Origin of the sequence: Azospirillum doebereinerae (assembly GCF_003989665.1) — a bacterium.
Lineage (GTDB): Bacteria > Pseudomonadota > Alphaproteobacteria > Azospirillales > Azospirillaceae > Azospirillum > Azospirillum doebereinerae.
Genome location: NZ_RZIJ01000007.1, coordinates 23,999 through 45,054, shown reverse-complemented (window position 1 = coordinate 45,054; position 21,056 = coordinate 23,999). Strand labels below are relative to the sequence as shown.

At 69.3% G+C, this 21,056-nt stretch carries 18 protein-coding genes; 8 read left to right on the top strand and 10 right to left on the bottom strand.

Annotated features, from left to right (window positions below; all coding sequences use genetic code 11):
• The first annotated feature begins 37 nt into the window (after positions 1-37).
• On the top strand, positions 38-490 hold the full coding sequence (locus EJ913_RS10790) for an oxidoreductase dimerization domain-containing protein (protein WP_126997630.1): 453 nt from the start codon (positions 38-40) through the stop codon (positions 488-490).
• 323 nt (positions 491-813) lie between these two features.
• Here EJ913_RS10790 and EJ913_RS10785 read toward each other — a convergent pair whose 3' ends face one another.
• Positions 814-1,374, bottom strand: coding sequence for a LuxR family transcriptional regulator (locus tag EJ913_RS10785; RefSeq protein WP_211098923.1), 561 nt, complete (start codon positions 1,372-1,374; stop codon positions 814-816).
• 145 nt (positions 1,375-1,519) lie between these two features.
• On the opposite strand from EJ913_RS10785, the gene EJ913_RS10780 reads away from it, so the two are divergent.
• From EJ913_RS10780 to EJ913_RS10770, 3 genes are all read left to right on the top strand, one after another.
• Positions 1,520-2,698 (top strand): acetyl-CoA acetyltransferase, encoded by a 1,179-nt coding sequence (locus EJ913_RS10780; protein ID WP_338019031.1) that lies wholly within the window; start codon positions 1,520-1,522, stop codon positions 2,696-2,698.
• Positions 2,699-2,709: 11 nt separating this feature from the next.
• The gene (locus EJ913_RS10775; protein ID WP_126997628.1) at positions 2,710-4,254 is read left to right on the top strand and encodes a class I adenylate-forming enzyme family protein; all 1,545 of its coding nucleotides are present in this window, start codon (positions 2,710-2,712) and stop codon (positions 4,252-4,254) included.
• Positions 4,255-4,548: 294 nt separating this feature from the next.
• Entirely contained in the window at positions 4,549-6,507 is a 1,959-nt protein-coding gene (locus tag EJ913_RS10770) for a PhoX family protein (protein WP_126997626.1), read from the top strand.
• Between the two features lie 47 nt (positions 6,508-6,554).
• On the opposite strand, the gene ubiV is transcribed toward EJ913_RS10770, so the two are convergent.
• From ubiV to ubiT, 3 genes are read right to left on the bottom strand one after another with little or no spacing between them, the layout of a single operon-like run.
• On the bottom strand, positions 6,555-7,541 hold the full coding sequence (gene ubiV / locus EJ913_RS10765) for a ubiquinone anaerobic biosynthesis protein UbiV (RefSeq protein ID WP_126997624.1): 987 nt from the start codon (positions 7,539-7,541) through the stop codon (positions 6,555-6,557).
• A 13-nt stretch (positions 7,542-7,554) separates the two neighbouring features.
• Complete coding sequence (gene ubiU / locus EJ913_RS10760; RefSeq protein WP_126997622.1) at positions 7,555-8,544, bottom strand: ubiquinone anaerobic biosynthesis protein UbiU; 990 nt, start codon at positions 8,542-8,544, stop codon at positions 7,555-7,557.
• Positions 8,545-8,548: 4 nt separating this feature from the next.
• Complete coding sequence (gene ubiT, locus EJ913_RS10755; protein WP_126997620.1) at positions 8,549-9,214, bottom strand: ubiquinone anaerobic biosynthesis accessory factor UbiT; 666 nt, start codon at positions 9,212-9,214, stop codon at positions 8,549-8,551.
• A 61-nt stretch (positions 9,215-9,275) separates the two neighbouring features.
• On the opposite strand from ubiT, the gene EJ913_RS31595 reads away from it, so the two are divergent.
• The 3 genes from EJ913_RS31595 (at position 9,276) to EJ913_RS10735 (ending at position 12,650) form a co-directional block, all read left to right on the top strand.
• Positions 9,276-9,641, top strand: coding sequence for a hypothetical protein (locus EJ913_RS31595; protein WP_185909742.1), 366 nt, complete (start codon positions 9,276-9,278; stop codon positions 9,639-9,641).
• A gap of 264 nt (positions 9,642-9,905) precedes the next feature.
• On the top strand, positions 9,906-10,301 hold the full coding sequence (locus EJ913_RS10740) for a DUF2946 family protein (protein WP_126997618.1): 396 nt from the start codon (positions 9,906-9,908) through the stop codon (positions 10,299-10,301).
• A 138-nt stretch (positions 10,302-10,439) separates the two neighbouring features.
• Positions 10,440-12,650: a TonB-dependent receptor gene (locus EJ913_RS10735; protein WP_126997616.1), complete on the top strand. Its 2,211-nt coding sequence runs from the start codon at positions 10,440-10,442 to the stop codon at positions 12,648-12,650.
• Positions 12,651-12,675: 25 nt separating this feature from the next.
• Here the strand turns inward: EJ913_RS10735 and EJ913_RS10730 are convergent, their stop codons facing one another.
• Positions 12,676-13,689, bottom strand: coding sequence for an aldo/keto reductase (locus EJ913_RS10730; protein ID WP_126997614.1), 1,014 nt, complete (start codon positions 13,687-13,689; stop codon positions 12,676-12,678).
• A gap of 74 nt (positions 13,690-13,763) precedes the next feature.
• Positions 13,764-14,420, bottom strand: a complete 657-nt coding sequence (locus EJ913_RS10725) for a type 1 glutamine amidotransferase domain-containing protein (protein ID WP_126997612.1) — start codon at positions 14,418-14,420, stop codon at positions 13,764-13,766.
• Between the two features lie 98 nt (positions 14,421-14,518).
• Between EJ913_RS10725 and EJ913_RS10720 the strand changes: the two genes are divergently transcribed.
• Entirely contained in the window at positions 14,519-15,439 is a 921-nt protein-coding gene (locus EJ913_RS10720; protein WP_126997610.1) for a LysR family transcriptional regulator, read from the top strand.
• Between the two features lie 18 nt (positions 15,440-15,457).
• Here EJ913_RS10720 and EJ913_RS10715 read toward each other — a convergent pair whose 3' ends face one another.
• The 4 genes from EJ913_RS10715 to EJ913_RS10700 all read right to left on the bottom strand — a co-directional run bounded on the left by EJ913_RS10715 (position 15,458) and on the right by EJ913_RS10700 (position 21,031).
• On the bottom strand, positions 15,458-17,782 hold the full coding sequence (locus tag EJ913_RS10715; RefSeq protein ID WP_126997608.1) for a xanthine dehydrogenase family protein molybdopterin-binding subunit: 2,325 nt from the start codon (positions 17,780-17,782) through the stop codon (positions 15,458-15,460).
• Complete coding sequence (locus EJ913_RS10710; RefSeq protein ID WP_126997606.1) at positions 17,779-18,834, bottom strand: FAD binding domain-containing protein; 1,056 nt, start codon at positions 18,832-18,834, stop codon at positions 17,779-17,781. Before EJ913_RS10710 ends, EJ913_RS10715 begins: the two co-directional genes overlap by 4 nt.
• Positions 18,831-19,352, bottom strand: coding sequence for a 2Fe-2S iron-sulfur cluster-binding protein (locus EJ913_RS10705; RefSeq protein WP_126997604.1), 522 nt, complete (start codon positions 19,350-19,352; stop codon positions 18,831-18,833). The genes EJ913_RS10710 and EJ913_RS10705 overlap by 4 nt, the downstream gene beginning before the upstream one ends.
• Before the next feature lie 233 nt (positions 19,353-19,585).
• Positions 19,586-21,031: an HlyD family secretion protein gene (locus EJ913_RS10700; RefSeq protein ID WP_126997602.1), complete on the bottom strand. Its 1,446-nt coding sequence runs from the start codon at positions 21,029-21,031 to the stop codon at positions 19,586-19,588.
• Positions 21,032-21,056 lie beyond the last annotated feature (25 nt).

Here is a 21,056-nt window from a genome sequence, read left to right as displayed (position 1 = left end):
CCAGGAAACCCGGGGCGGTTCACTGGTCGGCGAGCCGATGCTGGCGCACAAGGCCTCGGCGCAAGGGGCGATGGTGGCGGAAATCGTCGCGGGGCACCGCCGCCGCTTCGACCCGGCCGCCATCCCGGCGGTCTGTTTCACCGAACCGGAGATCGTCAGCGTCGGGCTGACGGCGGCGCAGGCCGCCGAGCGGGGAATCGAGACGGTGACCGGCCATTTCCCCTTCCTGGCGAACGGCCAAGCGCTGAGCATGGACGCGGGCCAGGACGGAGGCTTCGTCCGGACGGTCGCCCGGCGGGACGACGGGCGTTGTCTCGGCGTGCAGGCGGCCGTCGCCCATGCCTCCGAGCTGTCGGGCGCTTTCGTGCTAGCGCTGGAGATGGGCGCCACGCTGGAAGACATCGCCGGCACCATCCACGCCCACCCGGCCTTGGGCGAGGCGTTCCACGAATCCGCCCTGAAGGCTTTGGGGCATGGGAGCCATTTTTAGGAAGAACGCCTCAAGCGCCCAGAGCCTCGGTCACACAGACACGCAGGTCGCCGCGCGTCGCTTCAATACAGGAACAGACAGCCTCCCAGGCCACCGTGTCGGAGCGTAGCCTGCTCAATCAGCACCAGGACCGGGCCGAGATCGATGCCGGAAGCCGATGCATGGACGGATGGTTGCGATACACGACGTTCGCCTCGCGACTTCAACCCGTCCCGTTCGGTGAAGCCGGTCCTAAAGCGAATGCGTATCCTCCCGAGAAACCGGGACAGACAAGCGATGCAATGGCGCAGGTTCGCTGACGGCTGTCGTCATCGAGTGACCCCCTACTCGATCAGGATGATTTGCGACACCAAATCCGCCGCGTTCTTGGCTCCGACCTTTTTCATCACCTGCGCGCGATGGGCCTCGACCGTCCTGTGCGAGATGTTGAGGATGTTGGCGATCTCCTTGGACGTGTGGCCGTTCACGATGTACCGGGCGATTTCCTGCTCCCGCGCCGTCAAGGACACCGACTTCACGACGTTCTCGGCGATGATGACGAAGCTCCATATCATCAGGTCGAACGGCGTTTCCGGCGACAAGGTGACACCGCACGCCCTCACCCAGAAGATGTTGGCGTTCCGCTTCTGCATGAAGCGCTCGTCCTCATAATACTTCTGGGTTTGCAGCGCCTTTTCGCAACGCTCCCCGATCGCGTCGTAGTCCGCCGTGCTTGGGTAGAGCTTGCGGACCGATTGGCCGACCAACTCGGCGCGGGAATAACCGAACATCCGCTCCACGGCCTTGTTGCATTCCATGATGCGCCGCCGGGCCAGCACGAGCTGGGCGGTGGGAGATTCCAGGAAGCCCATCTGCATCATCGAGTCCGACGCGAGAACACTCACGCGATCCTCCCTCACAATCCCACCAACCTCGTAAAACTACGCAGCTCCCTACGTGGAACTACGTAGATTTATAGGTATTTGCACGAATAGAGGCAATCTGTTTTTGGTCGTAAAGATTTGTCATCCAAACAATAGGAGACGGCCAGTGATCAGCCCCGAGGTTTGCATCGTCGGAAGCGGCCACACGGCTTTTGGGAAATTGACCGGGCAAACCCTGGAGGATCTCATCGTCGCTTCGGCGCGGGAGGCCGTCGACGAGGCCGGAATCGATCCTTCGACCATCGACGCCGTGTTCCTCGGGCATTTCAATTCCGGGCTCGTCCCCGACGGTTTCGCGTCCTCCCTTGCCCACCAGCTGTCGCCGTCCCTCCGCTTCAAGCCGGCCGTCCGCTGCGAGAACGCCTGCGCGTCGGGGGCGGCGGCGATCCACGCCGGCCTTCACGCGATCCTGGCCGGGCGGGCGGAAACGGTGCTGGTGGTCGGCGCGGAAAAGATGACGCATCGCTCCACGGCGGACGTCACCCAGTCCCTGGCGGGAGCCGGGTACCAGAACGACGCGACCGAAGCCGCCCTCAGCTTCCCCCAGGTGTTCGGGCTTGCCGCCCGGCAGTACCAGGAACGCTACGCCGACCCGCTGGAAGCGATGGCGCTGATCGCTTCGAAGAACCATACGAACGCGCTGGCGAATCCCCTGGCGCAGATGCGCCGGGCGATGGATTTCGAGACTTGCAACACGGTCAGCGAGAAGAATCCCCTGATCGCTCCGCCGCTGCGCCTGACCGACTGCTCGCTGGTCACCGATGGGGCCGCCGCCCTCGTCCTCACACGGGCCGGCAACGCCACGGCCTTCAAGCGCAGCGTGCGCTTCCGCGCCGCGGTGCATGTCAGCGATTACCTGCCGATGGCCAAGCGCGACTTCCTGGCTTTCGAGGGGCCGGAGCGGGCGATCCGAACCGCCTACCGGGACGCCGGCATCGGCGTGGAGGATCTGCATTTCGCCGAGGTCCACGACTGCTTCACGATCGCCGAGCTGCTGATCTACGAAGCCATGGGGCTTGCGGACAAGGGCAAGGGCATTCGCGCGCTGAAGGACGGCGTGGTCCATCGCGGCGGGCGAACGCCAGTCAACCTCTCGGGCGGCCTGAAGGCGAAGGGGCATCCGGTCGGCGCGACGGGGGTGTCCATGCACGCCATCGCCTACCGCCAGCTCACGGGCCAAGCCGGCGATTTGCAGCAGCCCGGGGCTGGGCTGGGGTTGGTCTTCAACATGGGCGGCGCCGGCGTCGCCAACTACGCCTCCGTCCTGGAAGCCGAGCACGTGTGAGAGACCGCATCATGAACATTGCGACTTGGCTGTACGCCTCCGCCACGGCAACCCCCGACGCGCCGGCCATCTTTCATGGCGAGGCGCTGCACGCAACCTACGGCGCGTTCGCCGAACGCAGCCGACGGCTTGCCGCCGCCCTCACGGAGACCTACGGCGTGAAGCCCGGCGACCGGGTCGCCCTCTTCCTGAAGAACGGCCCGGATTATCTGGAGATCCTCTACGCGGTGTGGTGGGCCGGCGGCGTGACCGTTCCGGTGAACAACAAGCTGCACCCCAAGGAGGTCGCCTGGATCGTCGAAGCCTCCGGGTCGTCGGTGGTCTTCACGGATGACGGTGCGCTTCACGAGGCCTGCACCCTGCCGGGCTCCTGCGCCGAGGTCGGTATCCGGTCGCCCGAGTACCGCGCGATGCTTGAAACCGCCGCGACAGCGGACAAGCCGCACCCAACCCGCAAGGACGATGTGGCGTGGCTCTTCTACACCTCGGGCACCACGGGACGGCCCAAGGGGGTGATGCTGACGCATTGGAACCTGGCGGTCATGACCTTCTGCTACGGGCTCGACGTCGACCGCGTCGAACCGACGGACCAGGCGTTGTACGCGGCTCCTCTGTCCCACGGAGCCGGCCTCTACAACTTCGCCTATGTCCGTGTCGGCGCGCGCCACGTCGTTCCGGTCTCGCAAGGCTTCGATCCGGAGGAGATCATCGGCCTCGCGCGCCATCACCGGCGCCTGTCCTTTTTCGCGGCGCCGACCATGGTCAAGCGGCTGACGGAGACCTCCAGAGCGCTCGGTTACGACGGCGACGGCATCAAGCTGGTCGTCTACGGCGGCGGCCCGATGTACGCGGCCGACATCGACGACGCGTTGTCGGTGCTGGGCCCACGCTTCGTCCAAATCTATGGCCAGGGCGAGAGCCCGATGACGATCAGCGTCCTGCCGCGTCATGTGGTGGCCGACGAGAGCCATCCCCGCTGGCGGGAGCGGCGCGCCTCGGTCGGATACGCCCAGGCCTGCATCGCCATCAGGATTGTGGACGACGACCTGCGCGAGGTCCCGGCCGGAACGCCCGGCGAGATCCTGGTGTCCGGCGACACCGTGATGAAGGGCTACTGGAACAACGAGGAGGCGACCGACCAGACCATCGTCGACGGATGGCTGCGCACCGGGGATATCGGCCGGCTGGACGGGGACGGGTTCCTGACCCTGACCGACCGCTCGAAGGACGTCATCATCTCCGGCGGAACCAACATCTACCCTCGCGAGGTGGAGGAGGTGCTGGCGCGGCACCCGGCGATCCTCGAAGTGTCCGTCATCGGCGTGCCCGAGCCGGAATGGGGCGAGCAGGTCGTCGCGTTCGTCGTCCGTCGCGACGGAATGGCGTGCGGCATCGACGACCTGGAAAGCTGGTGCCGCGCGGAGATCGCCTCCTTCAAGAAACCCAAGCATTACGTGTTCCGCGATGAATTGCCCAAGAACAGCTACGGCAAGATCCTGAAGACCGCCCTGCGTGACGAGTTTTCAAAGCAGCGCCCCCTGACCCGGCACGCCTGAACACACAAGCCCTCGATCGGCATGCCCCTGCTCCGCCCCGATGGGGCGGACATGGATGAGGGCGGACATCATCTTGAGCGTTCCCCGGATCGATGGACATCGGGTTATGCGGCCTGAAGCTCGGCCTGCTCAGGGGTTCTATGGCGCGCAGGTCTCTGTAATCATTGATACAAAAAGAGTCACACAAAAGTCCTAGCATTTTGTCGGCAGGGGACAGCCGTCCCCCTTCGCCATCCCGACGTGGTTCGGTACCGCCCCCTCCGGTGCCATGCCCCAAATCGCTGGAAAGCCGACATGCCTGACCTGTCCACCCTCTCACGCCGGAAGGCCCTGCAACTGCTGGCCGGCGCCCCGATGCTGCCGCTCGCCGCCTCGTCCTCGCTGCTGACCGGGTTCGTCACCGCCGCCACCGCCGCCACGCCGGCGACGGGCGCGCGCTTCGCCTCGGCCGTCTTCACCGGCATGGCCGCCCCGACCCTGAGCGACGCCGCCGCCATGGCGACCACCAGCGTGGGCTCCAGCCTGGCCGTGACGCTGAGCGACGGCAGCACGCAGATCTTCAAGCTGGCCTATCAGCCCTTCTTCATCACCGGCGACATGGTCTCCGACGGCAAGGGCGGCACCATCCTGGCCGGCGGCTACGTCGACATCGACGGCAAGCCCATCATCGACCGATCGGTGCCCGGCAAGGAGCGCCAGATCTTCTCCGATTCGCCGGACGGCACCTCGTTGCTGGCGCTGCCCGAAACGACGGTTCCGGGCATCAAGGGCAAGGCGGTCTTCGCCGTCGTCCAGTTCGAATACACCTCCACCAACCAGGCCGGCGCCGACACCTACGGCACCTTGCCGTCGCCGATCGCGGTGCTGACGCTCGACCAGGACCAGACCACCGGCAAGCTGACGCTGGTGCGATACCACAACGTCGACACCTCGAAGGTCCATGGCCTGTGGATCACCTGCGGCGCCAGCCTGTCGCCGTGGAACACCCACCTGTCGAGCGAGGAGTACGAGCCGGACGCCGCCTTCATCGAGTCGAACAAGACGTTCAAGGCCTACAGCGCCAACCTCTACGGCGACGAGGCCAAGGCCAACCCCTACCATTACGGCCATCTGCCCGAGGTGACGGTCAACCCGGACGGCACCGGATCGATCAAGAAGCACTTCTGCATGGGCCGCATCTCGCACGAGCTGGTGCAGGTGATGCCGGACAACCGCACCGCGCTGATGGGCGACGACGCGACGAACAGCGGCCTGTTCCTGTTCGTCGCCGACCGCGAGACGGATCTGTCGTCGGGCACGCTCTACGTTGCCAAGGTCGGCGAAGGCTTCTCGATCGACCCGGCCGACGCCGGCGCCACGCTGTCCTGGGTCAAGCTGGGCCACGCCACCAGCGCCGAGATCGAGGCGCTGGCCAGCAGCTTGAAGCCCGCCGACATCATGACCGTCCTGAAGGAGGACCCCAACGACGCCTCCTTCACCAGGATCTTCTCCAACGGCGCCGCCAACTGGGTCAAGCTGAAGCCCGGCATGGAAAAGGCGGCCGCCTTCCTGGAAACCCACCGCTACGCCTACCTGATGGGCGGCAGCATGGGCTTCACGAAGATGGAAGGCACCACCGTCAACATCAAGGACAAGGTCGCCTACTCCGCCCTCCAGAACATGGTCGATTCCATGGTCAAGGGCGGCAAGGGCTGGAACGCCGCCAGCGGCATCGCGCTGGAGAAGCCGCTGGTCGCCGGCGGCATCATGGCGCACAGCCTGGCCGGCAGGCAGAAGGACCAGACCGGTGCCGCGATCGACAGCGAATGGGTGCCGGTGCGGACCAGGGCCCTGCTGGTCGGCGAGGACATCCCGGCCGACGCGCTCGGCAACCTGGCGAATCCGGACATGATCGGCAATCCGGACAACCTGAAATTCTCCGAAAAGCTGCGCACGCTGTTCATCGGCGAGGACAGCGGCAGCCACGTCAACAACTTCCTGTGGGCCTACAACGTGGACACCAAGGCGCTGTCGCGCCTGATGTCCATCCCGGCCGGCGGTGAATCGACCGGCCTGCACGCGGTCGACGAACTGAACGGCTGGACCTACATCATGAGCAACTTCCAGCACGCCGGCGACTGGGGCAAGACGCTGCACGGCAAAGTGCAGGCGACCCTCGATCCTCTGGTCCGGGCGAACTACAAGGACCGTTTCGGTGCCGCGGTCGGCTACCTCACCGCCGAAAACACCAGCCTTCAGCTGTCGAAAGCCTGAGCGGGTTCAGAAACACCGCCGGTGATCTCAGCAAGACAGGGTAAAGTTCAACTCATGGAGCCCTTGTCCTTTTGGGACAAGGGCTTCTCTTTGCCGGACTGGAAGCGGGCGGCCCCGCCGACGTGGCGCGCGCCCGCCGTGTCGTGGAAGAAGCCGTTGACCAGCGGGGCGTCGATCAGCCCGTCCAGCTCGGCCGCCACCGCCCGCCCCTCGCGCCGCCCGTCGAGCACGGCGCGGAAGGCTTCGGCGACGCGCACCATGTCGACGGCGTGCGGCGACAGGCGGAAGCGGCCGACGCCCATGGCGGCCAACGCCTCCAGCTCCGCCGCCAGGCAGAGGCAGCCGTGCGAAAGGGTCTGCGTCCCGTTGACGGTCAGGAAGGGCTGGCCGTCCATCGTCGCGACCGGCAGCCCGTCCGGATCGTTGCCGCAGACATACTGGCAGCCGTCCTTGTGCAGCCCGTGGGCGCGCGCGTGGTAGCAGCGGGCGGAGATGGCGAGCGGCGCCCGTCCCCACACCTGCACCTCGACCGCCACCCCGAGGTCGCACCCGGCTTTGGCCAGGGTGGCGACCGAGGCCGCCGGCAGTTCGGCCGGCAGCGAGACCGACACCGCGCCGCGCCCGGCCAGCCACGCCAGCGTCGCCTCGTTGTAGAGATTGATCATCGGGCCGACCGCGTGCGGGCGTCCCGCCAGCCGGGCAAGCGCGCCCATGTCGTTCGCCTCGATCAGGGTCGCCCCGGTCGGAACCGCATCGTCGCCGTCGGCGGCGGTGAGATCGCGCATCGCCGCCAGCTCGCGCTCGCTGCCCACCAGGATCGGGCTGGCGAGCCAGACCGTCTTTCCGGCGGCGGTCAGCCGGTCGACGACCGCGTCCATCGCCGTGGCGAAGAACGGCGCGCGCTTGAAGCAGACGATCTCGCCGAGGATCACGGTGTCGACCGGGGCCTCGTCGGCGATGCGGGCGTAGAAGTCGCGCCAGCGGTCGACCGGCCAGTTGAACAGGACCGGCCCCAGGGTGAGTGACGGTGTCATGCGGTCGTTCTCCTCAGCGCCATGCGCGCTTGTAGGCGCCGGTCGTCTGGGCTCCCCCCTCGACCATCGCCTGCAGGTCGGCGGATCGTGGGACGGGCCGTCCGGCGGCGAAGGCGTCCAGCGCCTCGCGGTAGGCGCGGACGACCGCGCCGATGTAGGCCTTGCCGCGCTGCCGCCCCTCGATCTTCAACGCGCGGACCCCGGCCGCCTTCAGGTCGGGCAGCAGGTCCATGGCGTTGAGGCTGGTCGGCTCCTCGAAGAGGTAGGCCGGGGTGTCGCGGGCGACGAAGCGGCCTTTGCACAGGGTGGGGTAGCCAGCCGGCTCGTCCGCGCCGAAGACGTTGATGGTGAAATCGCCGAGCGTCGAGGCCAACGCCGCGCCGCGCGGCTCGTAGCGGACGTGGCTGGCCGGCGAGCAGACCCCCTGCTTGTTGGGCGATAGTCCGGTCGCGTAGGAGGACAGCGAACAGCGCCCCTCCGCCATCGGGCAGAGGCCGCCGAAGACGAAGACCTCGGTCTCCACGTCGACCTGGGCGTTGAGCCGGGCGATCTCCGGCACGGTCAGCACGCGCGGCAGCACGACCCGCCGCACGCCGAAGGCCTCGCGGTAGAGCTGGATCGCGTCGGCGTTGGCCGCCGACGCCTGGACCGACAGGTGCAGGCGCAGATCGGGGTGGCGCCCGGCGGCGTAGTCCAGCAGCCCGAGGTCGGCCAGGATGACCGCGTCGACCTTCAGCCGCGCCGCGTCGTCGACCGCGCGCCGCCAAGGGCCCAGGCCGCCCGCCTGCGGATAGGTGTTGATCGCGACGAAGACCTCGACCTTGCGGGCGTGGGCGTAGGCCACGGCCTCGGCCACATCCTCGCGGGTGAAGTTCAGGCCGGGGAAGTTGCGGGCGTTGGTCTCGTCGCGGAAGCCCAGATAGACCGCGTCGGCGCCGGCATCGACCGCGGCGCGCAGGGCGGCCGGGGTGCCGGCGGGGCAGATCAGCTCGAACCCGTCCATCGCCCTAGGCCTCCGGCGCCGGCGCGAGGCCGGACAGGCGCGCCTCCACCCGCGCGAGGCCGCGCCGCAAGGGAGAAGGCAGCAACCGGCGCGCCGCGTCGAGCCGGTCGAGGATGGAGCCGGCGTTGCGGCGCAGCACCGGCAGCGCGTGGGCCAGCGGCCCCGCGAAGGACATGGCGTCGGCCAGCAGGTCCATCTCCTCTCCGTCCAGCGTGTTGCGCAGGGCGAGGATCAGCGCGGTGTCGCCCACGATGGTCAGTTCGCGCCGGAAGAACAGGGCGTCGCCGTCGATGCGGCCTTCCAGCAGATCGAGCAGCTGGGCGTAGGGGCCCCGGACCACGGCGTCGGCCGTGACCCCGCCAACGTCGCCGGGCGCCGCCGCCCCGCGCCGGAGCGCGCGCAGGGACAGGTTCGGCCCGACGCGCAGCAGGAAGGCCATCGGTGTGTCCACCGGCTCGATCAGGAGGCAGGCGTCCGGCATCGCGCGGAAAGCCGTGAAGGCGCGGGGATGGCGGATCGTCAGCAGATGGAGGAGGCGGTCGAACAGCCGGTCGCTCACCCGCCGTCCCATCCTCGGGACGAGTCCGAGCCCCGCGCGGCTCAACTGCGTTTCGATCCGACGGGCGCGCTCGTCGGCTGTGGCATGGGCTGTGGCGTCGGAATCGCGCATGGGCGGTTTCCCTCCTCTCGATCGTTCCACACCCATGAAGCCCAGTCGCCGGCCGCCGCCCTTGATCATGGTCAAGCCCAAGATGGAAAGCGGCGGCGCCAGGGCGAGCGACAGCCTCGAACGCGCCTTGGCCAGCGGCGTCGCGCTGGAGGTGCGCACCACCGTCCATCCCGCACTGCTCGATGCGGGGGCACTCTCCGGCCTGACCGGCGATCTGTTGGGCTTGGGGGTGGTGCGGCCCTGCGCCCTGCAGCCTTCCATGCGCTGGGCTGCGGCGATGCCTCTTTCCTGGCGGCCTCCTCTCCGCCATTCAGCACAGTCCAGCTCATCGGCTTCGGCATGTCGGATTCGCAGCGGCTGGCCGGAATCTTCAACGCCCCGTCACCCGTCCGGAAAACACCCTGCGCTGGCATTGGTCGCCGGGTGACGTGGCGATCGGGGGCAGCGTGCGACAATCCACCGCGCCGTCGCCAAGAAGCCGTGCCTCGCGGCATGACTTGGAATCCCTCGACCGACGGCTTGAACTCAAGCCATGGCTGCGCTTTACACTCCATGACGGCCGTGCAATATCCATCGCCATGCGGGACGTGGAGCACCATGCGCCGGTCGCTTGGCCGGTAAAATTCCATGAGCGGATCGGTGGGCATGCCGATGCCGATGCCTCCCGCATGCGTTTCCGGAACCGCTCCCGATGAGCGGCGGCGGCATCCGTCAAAGGGCGCGCCGTATCGGCTTGACGGCCGGGGCGCTGGCGTTGCTGTTCCAGCTGTTCGCCTGGACGCTGACCATGCCCGCGACCTTCGCTCCGCTCAACGAGATCGCCGTCTGCACCGCCGAGGGGCTGGTTCACCTCGACGTGGAGGGGCCGCCGTCTGGCGCGGAACTGCCAACCGAACATCCGGCCAAACATCCGGATGGGGGAAGCTGCCCGCTGTGCCCGCTGGTCGGCGGGCTTCACCTGCCGCCCCCGCTTCATCTGGTGTCGCAGGACGCCGTGACCCGGCACAGCCCCGTGGCCTTGCCCGGCGCCCTGATCCTGACCGGCTGGTTCCTGTCCACCCTCCAGGCGCGCGCGCCTCCGGCCTGAGTCCGGGATTGCGGGATCGTTGCGCGGCCCGTCCGCGTTGCCGGCCGCGCTTGCCGTTCACCATGGTTTCCAGCCGCCGCATCGACCGCGCATCCGCCGCGCGTCGTGCGTCCGGCTGCCCCCGGATCGAGGTTCTTCATGACGTCGCGTTTTGCTGCGGCCGGCGCCTTGCGCGCGGCCCTGTTGTCGGGTGCTGCCCTGGCCGGGCTGTCGCCCGCCGCTGTTTCGGCCCAGACCATCCAACCACTGTCCACCCAACCGCTGGCTGTCCAATCCCTGCCCACCATCTCCGTGATCGCCAGCCCGGACGACGCCCTGCCCGCCGGCGCCGGCCTGGGCGGCGACGGGCTGGCCGCCCGCCTTCTCACCACCAGCGACGTCGCGGCCCTGCTGCGCGGCCTGCCCGGCGTCAGCCTCTACGGCAACGGCGGCGTATCGAGCCTGCCGGCGCTGAACGGGCTGGGCGCCGACCGCGTCAACGTGCTGGTCGACGGCGCTCCGGTCGCTCCCGCCTGCCCCAATCAGATGAATCCGGCCCTGTCCGCCATCGCCCCCACCCGCGTGGCCAAGGTGGAGGTGCTGGCCGGCATCACGCCGGTCAGCGCCGGCGGCGACAGCCTTTCCGGCACCATCTCCGTCGAAAGCGCCCCTCCGGTCTTCGCCGCGCCGGGCGAGGCCGTGCGCACCGAGGGCAAGCTGTCGGGCTTCTACCGCTCCAACGGCCGTGGCGTGACCGGGGCCGCCGAGGCGTCCGTCGCCGACGACACCTTCAGCCTCGGCTACAACGGATCCTGGAGCCGCGCCGACAACTACAAGGCGGGCAACGGCCAGACCGTCCGCTCGACGCTCTACAACGTGCAGGACAACGCCGTGACGTTCGGCGCGCGGCGCGACGGGCATCAGTTCACCCTGCAGGGCGGCCTCCAGACCATGCCCTACCAGGGCTTCCCCACCCAGCGCATGGACCTGACCGACAACCGCAGCGTCTTCGTCAACGGGCGCTACGAGGGAAGCTTCGACTGGGGAACGCTGGACGCGCGGGCCAACTGGCGGCGGACCCGCCACACCATGAACTTCCTGGACGACAAGGGCGGCTATGCCGCCGGCGGCGGCATGCCGATGGACACGCTGACGACGGACGCCGGCTACTCGGTCAAGGCGACGCTGCAACTGTCGGCGCGCGACACCCTGCGAGTCGGCAACGAGTTCCGCCACACCCACTTGGACGACTGGTGGGACCCGGTGGCGGGCAGCATGATGATGAGCCCGCTGACCTACTGGAACGTCAACGGCGGCACCCGCAACCGCGTGGGAACCTTCGCCGAGTGGGAGGCGGGCTGGTCGCCGGCCTGGACCACACTGCTCGGCGTGCGCAACGACGTGGTGTGGATGGACACCGGGGCGGTGCAGCCCTACTCCTGGCAGAACCCGCTGGGCATGGGCATGATGGCGATGGCCAACCCGGACGCCGCCGACGCCCGCGCCTTCAACGCCCGCGGCCACGCCCGCACCGACGTGAATGTCGATGTGACGGCGCTGGTCCGTTACACCCCCTCGGACACCAGCGCGGTCGAGGCCGGCTACGCCCGCAAGACCCGCTCGCCCAACCTGTACGAACGCTACGCCTGGGGCACGGGCGCCATGTCCAGCAGCATGAACGGCTGGTTCGGCGACGCCAACGGCTATGTCGGCAACCCCGACCTCAAGCCCGAGGTGGCCAACACCGTCAGCGCCACCCTGTCCCTGCACGACGCCACCCACAAGGGGTGGGAGGTCAAGCTGACGCCCTACTACACCTATGTGCAGAACTTCATCGACGTCGAGAGGATCGGCGCGCTGAGCAACGGCTTCGTCAAGCTGCGCTTCGCCAACCACGACGCGATCCTCTTCGGCGCCAACCTGTCGGCGGCGGCGAACGTCTATCAGGACGAGCACGTCGGCGCGTTCCGTCTGTCCGGCGTGGTCGGCTGGGTGCAGGGCCGCAACCTCGACACCGGCGACGCGCTGTACCACATCATGCCGCTCAACGCCCTGCTGACCGCCGAACACCGTCTGGGCGGCTGGTCCAGCGCCGTCGAGCTTCAGGCGACCGCCCGCAAGGAGCGGGTGCAAGCGCTGCGCAACGAGCCGGAGACGCCGAGCTACGCGCTCGTCAACCTGAGGACGGGGTACGAGTGGGGCGACGTCCGGATCGACGCCGGCGTCGAGAACCTGTTCGACCGGACCTATTACCCGCCGCTGGGCGGGGTCGGTTACGCCGACTACCGGGCCGGGGGAAGCCAGGGCACGGTTGGACCGTTGCTGGGGGCGGGACGTTCCTTCGTCGCCGGCATGACCGTAAAGTTCTGAAAACAGCCGCCCCCTCCCGGACCGGTCAGTCCGCGACGGGCAGCGGGGCCGCCGGATCGACCAGCCCGGCCGCGCGCAGGTCACGCCAGAAATCGGCGGGGACCGCCTCCTCCAGGGCGGCGCGATCCTCCGTGATCCGGTCCGGCCGGCTGGCGCCGGGGATCACCGCCGCGACGGCGGGGTTGGCCAGCGCGAACTGCAGCCCCGCCGCCTTCATGCTGACTCCGTGACGGTCGGCGATGCCCTTGATCCGCGCAACCTTGGCCAGGATCGCCGGCGTGGCGGGCGCGTACTCGAAGTTCGGCCCACCGACGAGCGCGCCCGAGCTGTAGGGACCGCCGACGACGATCCCCAGGCCACGCTCCGCCACCGCCGGCATCACGCGCTGCAACGCGCGGCCATGGTCCAGCAGCGTGTAGCGGCCGGCCAGAAGAAAGCCGTCGGGCCGGTGGCCTTCGAGCCCGAGCAGCAGTTCGATCGGCTCAACCCGGTTGACGCCCAGGCCCCAGGCCTTGATCACGCCCTCGTCGCGCAGGCGGTCGAGCGCCGTGAAGGCTCCCTTGCGCGCGCTTTCGAAAACGCCGAGCCACTCGTCTCCATAGAAATCCTGCGCGACGTCGTGGACCCAGACGATCTCGACATGGTCGGTGTTCAGGCGCTTCAGGCTGTCCTCGATGGACCGCAGCGTCGCGTCCGCCGAATAATCGTTCACGATCCTGTTGGGGAGGCCATGCTTGAAGACGTCCCCCTTCTCGCCCTGGTCGCGGGCGGCGACGTCCTCGACCTCGTCGAGAACCAGGCGGCCGACCTTGGTGCTGAGGACGTAGTCGTCGCGCGGCCGCCCCGCCAGCGCCTCGCCCATGCGGATCTCCGCGAGGCCGGCGCCGTAGAAGGGCGCGTTGTCGAAATACCGGATGCCGTCGTTCCAGGCGGCGTTCACCGTGGCCTGCGCTTCCTCCTCGGGAATCGCGCGGAACATGTTGCCCAGCGGAGCCGTGCCGAAGCCGAGGCGACCGGGCAGGATGTCTTTCAGTGCCATTGTCTTATCCTTTGCAGAAAGGGGAACGCAAGATCGGGTCGGCAACGGGACCGGGTCGCCGGAACCGGCGGCCGTCAGAGCAGGCCGAGGACCAGGTTGGCCACGGCGGCCGAGGATTGCGGGTTCTGGCCCGTGACGAGGCGGCCGTCCTTGATGGCGTTGGACGCCCAGTCTGCCGCCGGATGGTGCGTGGCGCCAAGCTCCTTGAGCCGGCTTTCCAGCAGGAAGGGCACCTTGTCCACCCCCTGCACCGCCCGTTCCTCCGCGTCGGTGAAGGCGGCGATGGTGCGGCCGGCGATGAAGGGGGTGCCGTCGGGCCGGCGCATGCCGGCGAAGACGGCGGGCGCGTGGCAGAGGCTGGCGATCACGCGGCCGGTCGCATCGAAGCGGAACAGCAGATCGTGGAGCTTCCGGTTGTAGGGCATGTCGAAAACCGTCCCGTGACCGCCCGGCAGGTGGACGGCATCGAAGCCGTCCGCGTCCAGGGTATCGAAGGCGGGGGTGTCGGCGAGCCGGTCGATGGCGTCCTTCCAGGCGTCCGCCTGCGCAGGCGTCGGGGCGCTCTTCGGATCGACGGGAACCCGGCCGCCGGCCATGGAGGAGACGACCACCTCATGACCGGCCCCGGTGAAGGCAAGCCAAGGCACCGCGTGCTCCTCCAGCCAGAGGCCGGTCGGCTCGCCGTTCAGCATGCGGTCGTGGCTGGTGAGGATGAACAGGATTTTCGACATGGGAGCGTTCCTCGCTGGGATGCCCGATGATGTCCCCGCCCGATTCATTCCGGAAATTTATTTCTTCGATTCCAGATATTCATACAGGATTATAAGTGATGCGCTACGACCTGAACCTGTTGCCGACCTTCCTCGCCCTGATGGAGGAGCGCAGCGTGACCCGCGCCGCCGAACGGCTGGGGATCACGCAGCCGGCGCTCTCGAACGCTTTGGCGCGCCTGCGCACCATGATGCGCGATCCGCTGTTCATCCGGGAACGCTACGGCATGCAGCCGACGCAGAAGGCGCAGGAATTGGCGCCGGCGATCGCCGCGGCGCTGGCCGCGCTCGACGACGTGATCCTGGGCCAGCAGGATTTCGATCCGGCCCAGGCGGAACGGTTGTTCACCATCGCGCCCAACAGCTTCGTCGAATTCGCGCTGATGCCGGCGGTCGTGGCGCGGTTGGGCCGGGAGGCACCCGGCATCAGGCTCCGGCTGACGCCCTTCGGCAGCGACCTGGCCGAAACCGGCGTCATATCCGGCTCCACGGCGCTGGTGCTGGGCCGCGTCGCCGATCCGCCCGACAACCTCGTCGTGCAGCACCTGATGGATGACGGTCTCGCCTGCGTCGTGCGGGCCGACCATCCGCAGATCGGCGACAGCATGTCCCGCGACCAGTACGAGCGGCTGAAGCATGTGAACATGCTGCCGCCCGGCCGGTTGCGCGTCGGCCTGTTCCAGGCGCTGGAGCGGCAGGCCCTGCGGCGGGAGGTCGCCGTCTCGGTGACGCATTTCCTGGCCATCCCGGAACTGATCGCGGTGACGGATTACTGCACGACGCTGCCGCACCTGATCTGCCGCCACTTGGCCCGCGACCCGCGCTTGAAGATCGTGCCCTCCCCCGTCGATCTCGGCCGTTTCCCGGTGGAGATGGCTTGGCATGTCCGTTACCGCCACGATCCGGCCCATCGCTGGCTCCGCTCCCTGATCGGCGAGGTGGCGCGGACGGTGTCCGTGGAGCCCGGCCCGGTTGGGTGAGGCACCCGGCCGACCAGGTCACAGGAGCTTGTCGAGCGTGATCGGGAAGTCCCTCACCCGCCGGCCGGTGGCGTTGTAAACCGCGTTGGCGACGGCGGCCCCCGTGCCGGTGATGCCGATTTCGCCGATGCCGCGCGCGCCCATCGGGGTGTGCGGATCGGGAATGTCGGTCCAGATCACGTCGATCTCCGGCACGTCCAGATGCACGGGCAGGTGATAGTCGGCCAGGGTCCGGTTCATGATCCGGCCCGTCCGCCCATCGACCTGCGTCTCCTCCATCAGGGCCAGCCCCAAACCCATGATGATCCCGCCACGGAACTGGCTCGCGGCCGTTTTCGGGTTGACGATGCGACCGCAGTCGAAGGAGCCCAGGAAGCGGCTGACGCGCGTCTCGCCGGTGACCGCGTTGACGCGCGCCTCGCAGAACATCGCGCCGTGGGAATGCATCGACCAGTGCATCGTCTCCAGCGGCATCGGCGCGCTGCCTTCCACGACCAGTTCGCCACGCCCGGCCCTCCCCAGGATCGAGGCGTAGCTTTCGAAACGGCCGGGATCGTCCAGCTTGCGCAGGCCGGCGTCGGCGCTCTCCACCTCCTCGGCGCCGAGGCCGGCGAGCGGGGAATCGTTGCCGGCCAGCTTCAGCAGTTCGCCCACCAACTCCCGATGGGCCATCATCACCGACAGGCCGACCGACGCCGTCTGCTGCGACCCGCCGGCCAGGATGACGCCGGGCAGCGAGGAGTCGCCGTAGCGGACGGTCACCGCCTCCAGCGGCAGGCCGAGCCGGTCGGCGGCGATCTGCGCCTGGGCGGTCGCGGTGCCCATGCCCATCTCGTGCGCCGCGACGTCGATGCGGGCGCCGCCGGCGTCCAGCGTGATGCGGGCCGCACCGCCCGGCATGCGGTGATAAGGGTAGGTCGCGGTGGCGCAGCCCATGCCGACCAGCCATTCGCCCTCCCGCCGCGACCGGGGCACCGGGTTGCGCCGGTCCCAGCCGAAGCGCTGGGCGCCGAGCCGGTAGGCCACCGCGAGGTTGCGGGAGGAGAAGGGACGACCGGAGACGGGATCCGTCTCCGGCTCGTTGCGGAGCCGCAGTTCGATGGGATCCAGGCCCAGCTGCTCGGCCAGCTCGTCCATCGCGCATTCGAGCGCCACGGTGCCGACCGCCTCGCCGGGCGCCCGCATGAAGGTGTTGGCGACCAGGTCGAGGTCGCAGGTCCGCACCTCCAAGGCGATGGTCTTCGCCGCGTAGGCGCTCTGGGTCGGCAGGATGAAGGGCTCCGGCATCGCGCTGTGGGGCGTCTTCGGCGTCACGCCGCGATGGATGATCGCCGTCAGGCGCCCGTCCGCATCGGCGCCGAGCGCCACCCGCTGCTCGGTCGGGCTGCGGCCGCCGACGACGCGGTAGACACCCTCCCGCGACAGGGCGATGCGCACCGGCCGGTCGGCCAGCCGCGCCGCTGCCGCCGCGAGGATCTGGTGCTGCCACAGCGTCTTGCCGCCGAAGCCGCCACCGACATAGGGGGAGCTGACATGGACCTGGTCCTCCTCCAGGCCGAAGATCCGGGCCAGCGACCAGGCGGTGTGCGCGACCGCCTGGGTGGCGTCGTGGACGAACAGCGCGCCGTCCCGCCAAACCAGCGTGGCGGCGTGCGGTTCCAGGGCGTTGTGGTTGTGGGGTGGCGTGCGGTAGACCGCGTCGACCTTGTGGGGAGCGGCGGCGAAGGCCGCCTCGGCGTCGCCGATCTTGGCGCTCAGCGGCTCGCCCATGAAGGTCCCGACCTCATGCGCGCCAGCCGTTGCCAGGGAGGTCGCCGCCGGCTCCTCCGCGTAGGTGATCCGGATCAGGGAGCGGGCGTGGTCGGCCTGCTCCTGGGTCTCGGCGAGCACCAGAGCGACCGGCTCGCCGTTCCAGCGCACCCGGTCGTCCTGCATGACCGGCACGTCGTCGCCCGCCGCCGCCTTCGCCGCGCTGAGGAAGCGGGGCGGCGGGGCGAGGCGCGGCGCGTTGCGGTGGGTCATCACCAGCACCACGCCCGGCGCCGCCTCGGCCCGGCCGGCGTCGATGGTCAGGATGCGCCCCTTGGCGATGGTGCTGTGGGCGAGCGCGGCGTAGACCATGCCCTCCAGCGCGACCTCCGCCGCGAAGGGGGCGGCGCCCCGCACCTTCAGCGGGCCGTCAACGCGGCTGACCGGCCGGCCGATCTGGCCGTGCTGGCGCCGGATCAGCGGGTCGGGCCGCCCGCCCGGCAGAAGGCTGTCGGGCGCCAGCTCGACGGCCTTCTTCATCACCGACTGCGCGGCGCCCTGGATGGCGCGCTTGCCCTTGCCGACGATGCTCATGCTCCGTCTCCCGTCCGATCATGTCCTGCCAGCTCGCCGAGCACGGCGACGATGGTGCGTTGCGCCAGTTCGATCTTGAAGCCGTTGTCCCGCAGCGGCTGGGCCGCCGCGAGTTCGGCCGCCGCCGCCGCGCGGAAGGCGGCCTCGGTCGCGGGCTGGCCGCGCAGTGCCTGTTCCGCCGTCAAGGCGCGCCAGGGCTTGTGCGCGACGCCGCCGAGCGCCAACCGGACGTCGGTCACGGTCCCGTTCTCGACGGACAGCGCCGCGGCGACCGAGACCAGGGCGAAGGCGTAGCTCGACCGGTCGCGGACCTTCCGGTAGGCCGAGTTCGCGGCCAGCGGAAGGGCCGGCAGCTCCACGGCGGTGATGAGGTCGCCGGGCTCCAGCGCCGTGTCGCGGCCGGGCTCGTCGCCGGGCAGCCGGTGCAGCTCGGTGAAGGGCAGGCGGCGTTCGCCGTCGGCGCCGCTCAGATGGACGGTCGCGTCGAGGGCGGCCAGCGCCACGCACAGATCGGAGGGATGGGTCGCGACGCAGGCCGGCGAGGCGCCGAGGATGGCGTGCATCCGGTTGAAGCCGTCGATGGCGTCGCAGCCCTGGCCGGGCTCCCGCTTGTTGCAGCGCGATCCGGCCCGATCGTAGAAATAGGCGCAGCGCGTGCGCTGGAGGATGTTGCCCGCCACCGTCGCCATGTTGCGGATCTGCGGGGAGGCGCCGGAGACGATGGCGCGCGACAGCATCGGGTAGCGCTGGCGGACCAACCGGTGCTCGGCCAGGGCGGTGTTGCGCACGGCGGCACCGATCAGCAGGCCCCTGTTCCCGTTGGCATCCCCGGTCTCGGCGATCCGGTCGGACAGGCCGGTGACGTCCACCAGCGTGCCGGGCCGCTCGATCGTCTCGCGCATCAGATCGACCAGATTGGTGCCGCCCCCCAGATATTTGGCGGCTGGATGTTCGACACCCGGATGTCCGGCGCCCGGATGCCGGGCATGGACGCCGGCGAGTTGGAGCGCGGTATCCGCGTCGGCCGCCCGCAGATAGCTGAAAGGGGTCATTCGGCGGCCTCCGCGTGGGTGGTTTCGGCGTAGGTTTCGGCGATGGCGTCGATGATGCCGTTGTGGGCGCCGCAGCGGCACAGATTGCCGCTCATCCGCTCGCGCAATTCCTCCCGGCTGTGGGGGATCGCGCCCGCCGCGAGGTCGGCGGTGACGTGGCTGGGCACCCCGCGCCGCAGTTCCCCGATCATGCCGACGGCCGAACAGATCTGTCCGGGCGTGCAGTAGCCGCACTGGAAGCCGTCATGCTCGATGAAGGCGTGTTGCAGTGGGTGCAGCGCGCCATCGGCGCCGAGCCCCTCGACCGTGGTGACGGAACGGCCCTCGCACTGCACCGCGAGGGTGAGGCAGGAAAGGACGCGCTGGCCGTCCAGCAGCACCGTGCAGGCCCCGCAGGCGCCTTGGTCGCAGCCCTTCTTGGTGCCGGAAAGGTGGAGCGTCTCCCGGAGCAGATCGAGCAAGGACACGCGCGGGTCGTCCGGTGGTTTCACGGCGCTTCCATTCACGGCAATACTCATCGGTCCTCTCCCAGCCAGCCTCTGGGGCGGTCGATGATGAACGGCCACCCGCATGAACCGGGTTAACAGGGGATCAACGCTTTCGTGCCGGGTGCCCGTTTGGGGTGATGGGGTGCCGAGATGGGGGGTCGCTGTGCCCCAACTTGGTCACCCTGGAGAAGACGCCATCGGCAACGGGCACGCCGATCCCATTGGAAACGACGCACACAAACCGATAAAGGCCAGCCGTAGTACTAATTGGCGCTCCGCATCAACGCCGCAATCGACACGTTGGCCGACATGCCGACGCGGACGTTGCGCCCTTGTTGTTCCGTCAGTGGCGGCAGATCGACGCGGATGGCGAAGGTGGCGTTTGGAGAGCCGTTGTCCGAAACGGTCGCCTGTTGCGCCACCCAGCCGATGCGGCCCAGCAGAGGACCATCCGCAAGGGCATCGCTGGACACCTCGACATCCTGTCCGACGTGAAGGCGGCCGACGTCCATTTCATCCACCCGCGCCGCCACCGACAAACGCTCCAGGTCGGCCAGGACGAGAAGGATCTGATTGGCGGCCAGCGCCCCGCCGGCTTCGATGGCGGTGGCCGCCGATGGCCCGGACGACGCGCCGGCCGGCGGCTTCAGCGCCAATCCGGACGCCGGCGCCGTCACGGTCGCGCGGTCGAGCAGCGCCTTCAACTCGCCGGCTTTCGCCTTGGCGTTGGCGAGCTCCAGCTCCGCCACGCGCCGGGCGTCCCGGTCGCCCTTCTTCGCGACGACCGCCAGATCCTCCCGTGCCGCTGCCAGATTGGCCGCCTGGGCGGTCGCCTGACGGCGCAGATCCTCGTACTCCTGCCGGGGAATGATGCCCTGGTCGATCAGGGGCTTGGCCTCCCGCAGCCGCTGCTGCGCCTGTTCGGCCTCGCGTTCGGCCGCCGCCGCCTGCCGTCTCGCGCGGGAGACGTCGGCGCCGTTGGCCCAATCCGCCACCTCCTCCAACCGCTGGCCGGCTTTCAGCAAGGCCCCTTCCGCGTCGCGCATCCGCATCTCGAGTTCGAGCCCGTCGAGGACCAGCAGGCGGTCCCCCCGCTCGACCCGCGCGCCATAGTCGAAGCGCTTTTCCTTCACCGTGCCGGCGAAAGGGGCGATGACGTTGACGGTGCGCGACGGTTCGATGACCCCGACCACCGACAGGCGCGTCATCGGCGCCGCCGTCTGAACGGGGGCGGTCGGCGGGGGCGGGGCGGCGGTCGTCGCCGTCGCCACGGCGCCGGGAAGCGCCGCCGCCGCCCATCCCGCCACGGCGATCCCCAAGGCGGCGGTCGCCAGCCAGACCGGGCGCGCCATGACGGAGGGGCGGCGCAGCCATGGGGTCAACAGGATCAGCGCCGTTGAACCGTCCGATCCTCGTCGCGCCGAACCGGGCGGCAGCAGGGTCGCGGCGATGGGGGCGGAGCCGCGCTTCATCCGCAGCGGTGCGGTCGTCGTCGTCGCGCCGGGTCGCAGGACCAGCCGGTCGAGCGCCGCGCCGAAAGCCGGGTCGCCGATCCATCGCCCGAGCGCCGGCAGATCGCAGCCGGGCGGCGGTTCCCCGGTAACGCCCAACAGGGACGCGGCCGCCGGATTCAGCCTCGCGACCCGGCCCGCCGGGTCGAGGGCGATGACGGCCGTCGGCATGTCGAAGGCATCCGCCAGGACGGTCATGCGCCGCCGCCGCTCGCCGGCCGGT